Annotated in this window: 9 protein-coding genes; 7 read left to right on the top strand and 2 right to left on the bottom strand. The window is 60.8% G+C overall.

Features of this window, described 5'->3' with window-relative positions; all coding sequences use genetic code 11:
* Positions 1 to 81: 81 nt before the first annotated feature.
* The gene (locus ACEN2R_RS13125; protein ID WP_442042974.1) at positions 82 to 2,427 is read left to right on the top strand and encodes a transketolase; all 2,346 of its coding nucleotides are present in this window, start codon (positions 82 to 84) and stop codon (positions 2,425 to 2,427) included.
* Positions 2,428 to 2,466: 39 nt separating this feature from the next.
* Here the strand turns inward: ACEN2R_RS13125 and ACEN2R_RS13120 are convergent, their stop codons facing one another.
* Positions 2,467 to 3,207: a FadR/GntR family transcriptional regulator gene (locus ACEN2R_RS13120; protein WP_442042897.1), complete on the bottom strand. Its 741-nt coding sequence runs from the start codon at positions 3,205 to 3,207 to the stop codon at positions 2,467 to 2,469.
* A 202-nt stretch (positions 3,208 to 3,409) separates the two neighbouring features.
* Here ACEN2R_RS13120 and ACEN2R_RS13115 point away from each other — a divergent pair, with 202 nt between their 5' ends.
* Genes ACEN2R_RS13115 through ACEN2R_RS13105 form a run of 3 tightly spaced genes read left to right on the top strand, consistent with a single transcriptional unit; the run spans position 3,410 to position 6,352 of the window.
* Entirely contained in the window at positions 3,410 to 4,612 is a 1,203-nt protein-coding gene (locus ACEN2R_RS13115) for a mandelate racemase/muconate lactonizing enzyme family protein (protein WP_442042895.1), read from the top strand.
* Positions 4,612 to 5,379 carry an SDR family oxidoreductase gene (locus tag ACEN2R_RS13110; RefSeq protein ID WP_442042893.1) on the top strand — a complete coding sequence of 256 codons (768 nt, stop codon included), beginning with the start codon at positions 4,612 to 4,614 and terminating at the stop codon, positions 5,377 to 5,379. The genes ACEN2R_RS13115 and ACEN2R_RS13110 overlap by 1 nt, the downstream gene beginning before the upstream one ends.
* Positions 5,380 to 5,389: 10 nt before the next feature.
* Positions 5,390 to 6,352 carry a 2-hydroxyacid dehydrogenase gene (locus ACEN2R_RS13105; RefSeq protein WP_442042891.1) on the top strand — a complete coding sequence of 321 codons (963 nt, stop codon included), beginning with the start codon at positions 5,390 to 5,392 and terminating at the stop codon, positions 6,350 to 6,352.
* Between the two features lie 15 nt (positions 6,353 to 6,367).
* On the opposite strand, the gene ACEN2R_RS13100 is transcribed toward ACEN2R_RS13105, so the two are convergent.
* On the bottom strand, positions 6,368 to 8,290 hold the full coding sequence (locus ACEN2R_RS13100) for an FAD-binding monooxygenase (RefSeq protein WP_442042889.1): 1,923 nt from the start codon (positions 8,288 to 8,290) through the stop codon (positions 6,368 to 6,370).
* 97 nt (positions 8,291 to 8,387) lie between these two features.
* On the opposite strand from ACEN2R_RS13100, the gene ACEN2R_RS13095 reads away from it, so the two are divergent.
* The 3 genes from ACEN2R_RS13095 (at position 8,388) to ACEN2R_RS13085 (ending at position 11,776) form a co-directional block, all read left to right on the top strand.
* Entirely contained in the window at positions 8,388 to 8,837 is a 450-nt protein-coding gene (locus ACEN2R_RS13095) for a MarR family winged helix-turn-helix transcriptional regulator (protein ID WP_442042887.1), read from the top strand.
* 279 nt (positions 8,838 to 9,116) lie between these two features.
* On the top strand, positions 9,117 to 10,715 hold the full coding sequence (locus tag ACEN2R_RS13090; RefSeq protein ID WP_442042885.1) for an ABC transporter substrate-binding protein: 1,599 nt from the start codon (positions 9,117 to 9,119) through the stop codon (positions 10,713 to 10,715).
* Complete coding sequence (locus tag ACEN2R_RS13085) at positions 10,712 to 11,776, top strand: ABC transporter permease (RefSeq protein ID WP_442042883.1); 1,065 nt, start codon at positions 10,712 to 10,714, stop codon at positions 11,774 to 11,776. Before ACEN2R_RS13090 ends, ACEN2R_RS13085 begins: the two co-directional genes overlap by 4 nt.
* Positions 11,777 to 11,778: the final 2 nt, after the last annotated feature.

Below are 11,778 nucleotides of genomic sequence, written 5' to 3'. Positions count from 1 at the left end.
CAGCACCTTCCGCAGCACATATCGGGGGGGTTGACCTATGCTGGCCACGCGCAATTGACCGACGACCAGAAAGAGGCCCGCATGACCGGACCACAGCATTTGAAAACCATAGAGCAACGCCTGCTTTGGCTGTCGCACTGGATGATCCACAACGCCAACCACATCCGGCCCAAGGCGGACGGGATCAAGGTGGGCGGGCATCAGGCCTCGTCGGCCTCTATCGTGTCGATCATGACCGCGCTGTATTTCGGCACCTTGCGGCCCGGCGACAGGGTGGCGGTCAAGCCCCATGCCGCTCCGGTGTTTCACGCTATGCAGTATCTTATGGGCAATCAAACCCTTGAGAAGATGCAGAATTTCCGTGGCTACGGCGGGGTCCAGTCTTACCCGTCGCGGACCAAGGACATCGACGATGTGGATTTCTCGACCGGATCGGTCGGCCTTGGCGTGGCGATCACATCCTTTGCATCCATCGTGCAGGACTACATCCAGGCGAAATCCTGGGGAAAGGATCTGCAAACCGGGCGCATGATCGCCCTGGTCGGGGATGCAGAGCTGGACGAAGGCAATATCTACGAATGCCTGCAAGAGGGCTGGAAAAACGATCTGCGCAACACATGGTGGATCATCGACTATAACCGCCAGTCGCTGGACGGCATCGTGCGCGAAGGGCTGTTCAAGCGGGTAGAGCAGATTTTCGACGCATTCGGTTGGGATGTGGTGCGGGTGAAATACGGCGCCTTGCAACGCGCGGCCTTCACCGAAAAAGGCGGAGAGCGGCTGCGGGACTGGATCGACACATGCCCCAACCAGCTTTACTCTGCGCTGACGTTCATGGGCGGCGCTGTCTGGCGCAAGCGGTTGATGGACGATCTGGGCGATCAGGGGGATGTAACGGCCCTGATCGACAGCCGCACGGATGCAGAACTGGCCGCGCTGATGGAGAACCTTGGCGGCAACTGCGTGCAGACCATGGCCGAGACATTCGCCGCCATCGACCACGACCGCCCCGTGTGTTTCCTTGCCTACACGGTAAAGGGCTGGGGCACGCCGATTGCGGGTCACAAGGACAACCATGGCGGCCTGATGAACAAGAGCCAGATGGCCGCGTGGCAACAGCATATGGGCGTGCCCGAAGGTCAGGAATGGGAGCCATTCGCAACGGTCAAAGACCCCGCCGGGTTAGCGTCGTTTCTGGCCGCCACCCCGTTCTTTTCCAAAGGCCCGCGCCGCTATACCGACGACCGCATTGCGGTGCCGCGCATCGAGACGGGCACAGACCGCGACATCTCGACCCAGACGGGCTTTGGCAAGATCCTTGACGCGCTGTCCAAAGGCGACAGCGAACTGGCCGCCCGCATTGTCACGACCTCGCCCGATGTGACGGGCACCACCAGTCTTGGGCCTTGGGTGAACCGCCGGAAACTGTTCGCCCGCACCGAACAGGCCGACACCTTTATCAACGAGAACATCCCCTCGACCGCGAAATGGGAATTCACGCCCGAAGGCCAGCATATCGAACTGGGCATCGCCGAGATGAACCTGTTCCTGCTTTTGGGGGCTGCGGGGCTGTCGCATTCCTTGTTCGGCAAGCGGCTGTTGCCCATCGGAACGGTCTACGATCCCTTCGTCGCGCGCGGTTTGGATGCGCTGAACTACGCGTGCTATCAGGACGCGCGGTTCATGATCGTCGGCACGCCGTCCGGCGTCACCCTTGCCCCCGAAGGCGGGGCGCATCAATCTATCGGATCACCGCTGATCGGCATGTCACAAGACGGCCTGGCCGCATTCGAGCCGGCCTTTGTGGACGAGCTGGCCGTCATCATGGAATGGGCCTTTGCCTATATGCAGAAAGACGGAGAAGGCGCCCCGGACGAGCGCACATGGCTGCGCGATGAAACCGGCGGTTCGGTCTACCTTCGCCTGACGACGAAGCCACTGGAACAACCCGGCAAACGTGGGAATGACGATTTCAGGCAGGGTGCAATCGACGGGGCCTACTGGCTGCGCAAGCCGGGGCCGAACTGTTCGGTCGTCATCGCCTATCAGGGTGCCGTCGCGGACGAAGCGATTGCCGCCGCCGGACTGGTTGGCGATATGCGCCGTGATGTCGGCGTTCTGGCGGTGACCTCTGCCGATCGGCTGAATGCGGGCTGGATGGCGGCCCAACGGGATCGCGCCCGCGGCAACGCCGGTGCGACAAGCCACATCGAGGCGCTGCTGGCCGGTCTTCCCGCCACCTGTGCCGTGGTCACCGTCATAGACGGGCATCCCGCAACCCTGTCGTGGCTTGGGTCGGTGCGCGGTCACAAAACCATCCCGCACGGCGTTGAACACTTCGGGCAGACCGGCACAATTGACGATCTATATCGCCATTTCCGCATCGACCGGCATTCGATTGTGCAGTCGATCAGGGCGCTGACATAAGGGGCTTTGGTGGCGGCGCGTGGTCAAACGCAGGACAGGTCAGGTGATGCCGGCATGCAGCAGAACCGTTACGGCGGAATCGAAATGTTCGGATATCGCGGCCTCGGCGCGGGTCGGATCCTGCGCCATGATCGCCAGCGCAATCCGTTCGTGACAGCGGATATTCTCCTGCCGGTTTTCAAAGGTGCCACGGCTGCGCCAGCCGATATGCCAGGTCTGGCGTGTGATCACCCGGAATGAATTGACGATGATGGAATACAGCGAATTTCCGGATGCCTTGGCGATCACCTCGTGGAACCGGATATCCAGCTCCATCAGGGCGTCAGGCTGGTCAAGCGCCTCGAACATCCGGGCGACGATGTTCAAAAGCTCTGTCGCCTCGGCGTCGGTCCGGCGCAATGCGGCAAGGCTGGCGGTGCGCAGTTCCAGCGTGCGCCGCACGTCCAGCACCTGCTGGAACGACAGTTGTTTTGTGTAAACGGTGTGGTCCAGGATCATGCTGAGCGCGTCGGCATCCGGGGCGGCAACGCGGGCCTTGCGCCCGTTCCCGATCTCGACAATCCGCAATGTGGCAAGGGCGCGGAATGCCTCTCGGGCGACGGTGCGTGACACGCCAAGTTGCGCCGCCAGCGCAGTTTCGCTGGGCAGCGCGTCGCCGGGCTTTAGCTGATTGTCGCGCATGAACTGCCGGATATCGGCAATAGCCCGGTCAACAAGGCCGACAGTGACGGGCCCTGTGGTTTCGTCAGACTTCCCGACCTGTATGATAGGTTCTAGCATTTATGGTTACCAAACATCATTTTTATGTTGTCAAAACCCTAACATTCCGGCTTAACTCTGCACAGTGAAATCTGAGTCGCCCGCAGCTTGGGGGGAAATCAACACCATTTGACGAACCGGACAGGTTCGATCCGCGCAGTCAGGGGGCTGCGCCCGGTGAAGGTTTGCCCTGTCGGGGACGCCCTAACCGAATGGACGAGGCATGAAGATCACCGCCCTGCGCACCTACCGCGTCGAAGAATTTGCCAATGTTCTTTGGATTCATGTCGAAACCGACGCGGGCATCACCGGTCTGGGCGAAACCTTTTACGGGGCCGAGGCGGTCGAGGCGCATATCCACAATACGCTGGCCGTGCGGCTGGTCGGGCAAGACCCGCTGAACATCGAACTGCTGCACAAGGAAATGGTGTCGCTGCCCAATGCGCAGGCCTCGACCGGGGTGGAATATCGCGCGGCGTCTGCTGTCGATATCGCGCTGTGGGATCTGTTCGGCAAGGTCTGCGGCCAGCCGGTGCACACCATGCTGGGCGGCCAAAGCTGGGATCGGATGCGCACCTATAACACCTGCGCCGGAACGCGATATGTGCGGACCAACAAGATCAGGCCGGTCGATACCTGGAACCTTGATGCCGCGCCGTCGCCCTATGAAGACCTTGACGGCTTTATGAACCGCGCCGGCGAACTGGCCGAGGATTTGTTGGAGAACGGTATCAGCTCGATGAAGATCTGGCCGTTCGACCCTGCGGGTATCGAGAACAAGGGCCAGTTCATCACCACAGAGCAGATGAAAACCGCCGTAAAACCGTTCGAGCTGATCCGCAAGGCGGTGGGCGACAAGATGGATATCATGGTCGAGATGCATTCGCTGTGGAACCTGCCCACCGCGATGGAGATCGCCCGCACGCTGGAGCAGTTCAACCCGCGCTGGTTCGAGGACCCGATCCGCATGAACTCGCCGCAGGCGCTGGCGGAATTTGCACGGTCCACACATGTCTGGACCTGTGCGTCCGAAACCCTCGGGTCTCGGTTCGCCTATAAGGAATATCTGGACCGTGACGCGGCGCATGTGGTGATGGCCGATCTGTGCTGGACCGGTGGCCTGACCGAGGGGCGCAAGATCGCCGCCATGGCCGACACCTATCACCGGCCCTTCGCGCCACATGACTGCATCGGGCCGGTGGGTTTCATCGCCGCGATCCACATGTCGTTCAGCCAGCCCAACACCCTGATCCAGGAAAGCGTGCGCGCGTTTTACAAGGGCTGGTACCGCGAATTGGTGACCGAAGTGCCGCGCATCGAAGGCGGCTATATCTACCCGATGGAAGGTCCCGGACTTGGCACCGAACTTGTCCCGCAGTTCTTCGAGCGGTCCGACCTGACCGTTCGCGTGTCGGAGGCGGCGTGATGTCGGTGTCCTTGTTCGATCTGACGGGCAAGACAGCCCTGATCACCGGTTCCTCTCGCGGGCTTGGCCGCGCCTTTGCCGAAGGGTTGGCCGGCGCGGGCGCGCGCGTGGTGCTGAACGGGGTGAACGAGGCGCGACTGGCCGAGGCGGCAACCCAGATGCGGGCGGCGGGGTTCGAGGTTCTGACCTCTGCCTTCGACATCACCGACGAGCCCGCGATCATCGCGGCGTTCGATCATTTCGACAAAGACGGGGTCGAGATCGACATCCTGATCAACAACGCGGGCATCCAGTTCCGCAAACCGATGCTGGAGCTGGAAACAGCGGACTGGCGCCGCGTGATGGACACCAACCTGACCTCTGCCTTTGTGATCGGGCGCGAGGCCGCCAAACGCATGGCCGCGCGGGGCAGGGGGAAAGTCATCAACATCGGCTCGCTGACCTCGGAACTGGCCCGCGCGACGGTCGCCCCCTATACGGTGTCCAAGGGCGGCATCAAGATGCTGACCAAGGCGATGGCCGCCGAATGGGGCGAACTGGGCATTCAGGCCAACGCCATCGGCCCCGGCTACATGATCACCGACATGAACGAGGCGCTGATCAACAACCCCGATTTCGACGCCTGGGTCAAAGCCCGCACGCCCGCCCGTCGCTGGGGAAAGCCAGAGGAACTGGCAGGCACGGCGATCTATCTGGCGTCGGATGCATCGAACTACATCAACGGACAGATCATCTATGCCGACGGCGGCATGATTTCGGTATTATAAGGATCCCGCGATGAAAATCGTTTTCCATGGCAACAATGCCGCAACGTTCCACCCCGGTTTCGCCGGACTTCTTTCGGCGCCACATGACATCAGTATCCTGTCCGATACGCTTGATCGCGCGGATGAGGTAGCGGCGCTGACTGGTGCGGATGTGGTCATCGGGGTCAAGCTGACGCCGGATCACCCTGCGCTGACGGCGCGGTTGTATCAGGTGCCGGGCGCGGGGTATGATGGCATTGATCTGTCGCTGCTGCCGCCCGATTGCGCGCTGTGCAACTGTTTCGGACATGAAACCGCGATTGCGGAATATGTGATGGCGGCGCTGCTGTCGCGCCATGTGCCGCTGGCAAAGGCCGACGCGCAACTGCGGCAGGGCGACTGGCATTATTGGGCGGGTGGGCCGGATGGCCTGCGGACCGAGCTGGGCGCGCAAAGCATCGGCATCGTTGGGTATGGCCACATCGGGCAGGCGGTTGCGGCGCGGGCGGCGGCCTTTGGGATGGCGGTGCATGTTGCCAACCGGTCACCGGTCGCGGGGGGCCATCTGGCGGCAAGCTATGGGCTGGATGCGCTGTCAGACATGCTGGGCCGCGTCGATATTGTCATCAACACCCTGCCGCTGACAGAGACCACACGCGGCTTGATCGGCATTCAGGCGCTGGCCGCCATGCAGCCCCACGCGATCCTGATGAACGTCGGGCGCGGCGCGGTGGTCGACGAGGATGCGCTGTATGACGCGTTGGCCGGTGACAGGATCGGCGGCGCCATTCTGGACACTTGGTATGTCTATCCGACGCCAGCGGCACCGCATCCGCTGCCCGGGAACAAGCCGTTCCACTTGCTGCCCAACGTCACGATGACCCCGCATATGTCCGGCTGGACGACCGGCACAATCGCGCGCCGCCGCGCCGCGATGGCCGAAAACGTGAACCGCCTTGCTGCGGGGGATGACCTGATCAACCAGATACAGTAAGCCGCCAGATCGGCGTCAAACGCCGGGCGGCTGCACCCCGCGGTCGCGCATGAACCCGTCAAAAAAGCCCGCAACCGCGTCAAAGGCGTCGAGGGGCAGGACCTGCGCGACGTATTGATCTGGCCGGACAATAATCAGGCAACCATTCTGCCGGTCAATCCCGCGCATGTCGAAAATGTCGGCCCCGGATTTCAGGTCTGGGCAAAAGACCTTTTCGGCGTCGGTCAGGCCATAGCGGCCCTTTTGCGGGCGCAGTAACGGGTGCAAGGCGCTGACATCCAAGGCCCTGTGCCCCTTCTGGAACACCGCCCGCACGTCGATCACCGCATCTGTGTCGGCGGTGGCGGGGGTGTATTTGCGCAGGGGCGATCGGGGCGTTTCGGTCAGGAAATCGCAAAGGGCATCAATGTCCTTGCCGCCTGCCTTCGTGCCGGCAAAGGCAATCAGGCGCCAGCGGCCATCTGCCTTGAACATATGCCCCAGTGGAACAGGTCTGGCGTCTGCGGCACGGATCACAGGTGCGGAATGGAACCGCATCCCGATGGTCAGCCCTTTGGCAAGATGTTGATGCGCCGTATCGCCGGTAATCAGGGACGGGCCATACTGCACCGACGTGCCTGCGGTGAACCGCCCGTGCCGCTGGAAATATTTCTGGAATTCCTTCGGGTCGACCGCGTCTTCGTCCGCATCTGTCCCTGCGCCCTCGATAACGGGTTTGGCGCTGAACATTTTGGCGAAGGCGCGGTCGAAATCAATCAGCTCTTTTGCAATCGCCTGACGCTCGGCGGAATAGGTGCAAAGCAGGGCGGGATCGCTGTTGCCGCGCAGAACGCTGGCCAGTTTCCATCCCAGATTGAACGCATCGCCCATCGACACATTCATGCCCTGACCCGCCTTGGGGCTGTGGGTATGACCCGCGTCGCCCGCGATGAAAACATGAGGCAACGGGTTGGATGCGTCATCGGCATCGTCAAACTTGTCGCACAGGCGCTGGCCTATTTCGTAGACCGACCACCACGCCACCTCTTTCACCTCGAAGCTGTAGGGATGCAGAATGCGCTTTGCCGCTGAAATCAACTGGTCCCGGGTGATGTTCTTGCTGGAGATCCGTTCGTCGGTCTTCAGCTTTTCCAACTCGACATAAAGCCGCACCAGATAGCCGCCTTCGCGCGGGATGATCAGAACGGACCCTTCGTTGGCCGAATGGATCACCGATTTCAGCCGGATATCGGGAAAATCCGTATCGACCAGAACATCCATGACCCCCCAGCCCTGATTGGCGGCATCGCCGACAAGATCGCGGCCCATGGATTTACGCACGACGCTGCGCGCCCCGTCACAGCCGACAACATAGCGGGCCTTTATGGTCTCCGGGGTGCCGGTGTCTGCCCGCTCGATGGTCACGGTTGCCGGATGGCGTGCCGTGCGGTCCATCGACAGGCCTGTAACCGCGCGGCCATAATAGGGTTCCAGTCTGGTGGGGGCGTTGCGCATCACGTCAAGGTAGAAGTCATGCACACGCGCCTGACTAAGGATCACATGGGGAAATTCGGACAGGTCGTCTTCGGTGTCCTGAATCCGGTCGGACCGCGCAATCGTATCGGGCCGGTCGGTATCGGGTTTCCAGAATGTGGTTTCGTTGACCCAATAGGCCTCGCGCAGCACGCGTTCGGCAAATCCGAAGGCCTCGAACATCTCGACCGAACGGCAGGCGATGCCATCTGCCTGACCGAACTGAAGGGGGCCGGGTTTTTGGTCGATGATGCAGGTCTTGATGTCGGGAAAGGCCGCCAGTTGCGCGGCCAGCGTCAATCCTGCCGGACCACAGCCGACAATCAGAACATCCACCTTCGGGGGCAGGGTGTCGGGGCGGGGATCGCCGATGTGGTCGGCGATATGGGGGCTGCCGGTCCGATATCCATTCAGGTGATACTGCATGTCCGCGCTCCATATTAATATGTATACATATCTTATATGAGGACTACCGTAACGCTTGTCAATATGATATGTATGCATTCTATTTCGAGGAAACCACATGACCGAGAGTATTCCATTGTCAGATATGCCGGGGCATCTGATCCGGCGCCTGAATCAGGTATCGGCCTCGGTTTTTCAGGACCGGGTCAAGGCGGCAGGCTATGACCTGACCTCGGTTCAATTCGCGGCGATGAACACGGTGCGGCAAAATCCGGGGGTCGATCAGGCAACGCTGGCCAGTCTGATCGCGTATGACCGCGCCACGATTGGCGGCGTTGTGGAGCGGCTGGAGCGCAAAGGATTGGTGACGCGCAGCATCAACAAAGAGGACCGCCGCGCGCGTGCGCTTTGGTTGACCGAAGACGGGCAGGCCACGCTGGACCGGATCGGACCTGTCGTGCGCGGCCTTCAGGATGATATCCTGGGGTCACTGACCGCATCCGAAAGAGAGCAGTTCATCGCGCTGGCGCAAAAGGCGTTGCGGCCCGACGAAAAGGCGCAAGATTAATTGCAGCGGCAATTCTGGCCGATTTTTCCCTTGCCCGTCCCGCGCCATGATCTGCGGGCCAGATGTAGACCTTTGATTTCACGCAGTATTTTACCAGTTGATAAAATTACAGGCAAACGCACACCCCCCTGCCCATGGAAGTGGCAGCGCCTGGCGGGTTTGCCGGGCCTGCGGCAGGCAACTTGACTTGCCCCGAAACTCTCGCGCTAATCGTGCCAGAGCGTGGATTTGGACCTTTGGCACCATTCGCCGCGCCACCATTCAACAGCGAGGTCAAAGATGTCAAACATCTCAAGATTTATTGCGGCAGCCGCCGTTGCGGCCCTAACCGCGTTTGCACCGCCCATGGCGCTGGCCGAAACCCCGAAAGACACCCTGATTCAGGCCTGGTCGATCGACGATGTGATCAGCCTTGATCCGGCGGAGGTGTTCGAGTTCACCGCCTCCGAAATTCTCGGAAACTCTTACCAGCCGCTGGTCGGCTATGACGTGAACGATGTCTCCGACATCTTCGGTGTGATCGCCGAAAGCTGGGAAGTGTCAGCCGACGGCAAGACATTCACCTTCAACATCCGTCCCGACATGAAATTCGCAAGCGGCAACCCGATCACCGCCGCCGATGCCGTCTATTCGCTGACCCGCGCGGTCAAGCTGGACAAGTCCCCCGCGTTCATCCTGACGCAATTCGGGTTCAGCCCCGAGAACGTCGATGCGATGATCCGCCAGACCGGCGACATGACGTTCGAATTCGAGATGGACAAACCCTATGCGCCGACGCTGGTGCTGTATTGCCTGACCGCGACGGTTGGTTTCATCGTCGACAAGGCGTTGGTTGCCAGCCACGAGGCCGATGGCGATTTCGGTTATAACTGGCTGAAAACGAACTATGCGGGATCGGGGGCTTTCAGCATCCGAGAGTGGCGCGCAAACGAGGTTATCGTGCTGGAACGCAACGATAATTACAATGGAGCAGCGCCCGAAATGGCGCGCGCGATCTATCGCCATATCCCAGAGGCCGCAACGCAGCGCCTGCTGCTGGAAAAAGGTGATATCGACATCGCCCGCAACCTTGGGGCAGAGGAAATCGTGGCCCTGGGGTCGAACCCCGACATCACGATCGAAAGTGGCGTCAAAGGCTCGATCTACTACCTTGGTCTGAACCAGAAGAACGCGTTCCTGTCCAAGCCCGAGGTGCGTCAGGCGATGAAGTATCTGGTCGACTATGCGGCGATTGCCGATACGATCATGAAGGGCAAAGTGACCGTGCATCAGGCGTTCCTGCCCAAGGGGTTCCTTGGCGCACTGGAAGACACGCCATTCGCGCTGAACGTCGAGAAGGCCAAGGAACTGCTGGCAGCGGCCGGTGTGCCAGATGGCTTTACCGTGACGATGGACACCCGCAACACGCCTGAAATCACCGGCATTGCGCAAGCGATCCAGCAAACGATGGCCATGGCCGGCATCACGATGGAACTGATTCCGGGCGATGGCCAGCAGACGTTGACCAAGTATCGCGCACGGAACCACGACATCTATATCGGCCGCTGGGGCCCCGACTATCAGGACCCGCACACAAACGCCGATACCTTTGCGCGCAACCCCGACAATTCCGACGATGCGACGTCCAAGCCACTGGCATGGCGCAACGCCTGGGACATTCCTGGAATGACCGCAAAAGCCGACGCCGCCGTTCTTGAAAGCGACGCGGGCAAGCGGGCAGAGATGTATGTCGAGCTGCAAAAAGAGCATCAGGCGATGTCCCCCTTTGTCATCATGTTCCAGGAAATCGAAGTTCTGGGCATCCGGTCTAACGTGAAGGGCTTTATCGTCGGCCCGTCGTTCAACGACAACTCGTTCCGGGCTGTGACCAAGGAATGAGTGCAACACCATCGCAAACGGGGGGGCGCCTGCGCGCCCCTTCCACCTGGATCATGCCTGTTGCGCGACTGTGCGGGACATTGGCGGTAACGTTCTTCGGTCTGTTGCTGGTGACCTTTCTGATCGGGCGCGTCGTGCCTGTCGATCCGGTGCTGGCGGTGGTGGGCGACCGCGCGTCGCAGTCCACCTATGATAAGGCGTTTATCGAACTTGGTCTGGACAAGCCGATCTACGAGCAATTCTGGATCTACCTGAAAAAAGCGGTCGTGGGCGATTTCGGCACCTCGCTTCTGACCAAGAAAGACATTGCCGAGGATATTCGGCGGGTGTTTCCCGCCACGCTGGAACTGGCCACGGTCGCAATCATCATCGGCACGGTTCTGGGTCTGCCCGTCGGGGTTCTGGCGGCGGTGAAGCAGGGCAAGCTGATCGACCAGATCGTGCGGGTGGTGGGCCTGATCGGCTATTCCGCCCCGATCTTCTGGCTGGGCCTTCTGGGTCTCTTGGTATTTTACGCACAACTGGACTGGGTTGCGGGGCCGGGGCGGATAGATATCGCATACGAATATTCCGTCACCCAGATCACCGGCCTGTTGCTGATCGACACCGCGATTCAGGGCCAGTGGGAGGCCTTCGGAAACGTCTTTTCCCACATCATCCTGCCCGCCTCGCTGCTGGGGTATTATTCCATGGCCTATATCAGCCGGATGACCCGCAGTTTCATGCTGAACGAGCTTGCGCAGGAATATGTGACCACCGCGCGGGTCAAGGGTGTTGCGGAATGGCGGATCATCTGGGTCCACGCCCTGCGCAATGCCGCTGTGCCTTTGGTGACCGTGATCGCGTTGTCCTATGCCAGCCTGCTGGAGGGGTCGGTGCTGACCGAGACCGTCTTTGCCTGGCCGGGGTTGGGGCAATATCTGACCAATTCGCTGCAAAATGCCGATATGAACGCCGTGCTTGGCGGGACACTGGTGATCGGCGTTATTTTCGTGGGGCTGAACCTGTTGTCCGATCTACTGTATACCGTGCTTGACCCCCGGGTCAGGAGGCGCGGATGACT

This window comes from Pseudogemmobacter sp. W21_MBD1_M6 (genome assembly GCF_052119585.1).
Lineage (GTDB): Bacteria > Pseudomonadota > Alphaproteobacteria > Rhodobacterales > Rhodobacteraceae > JBGQOJ01.
Note: the sequence above shows the minus strand (reverse complement) of the source record. Positions and strands in the feature narration are given on the sequence as shown.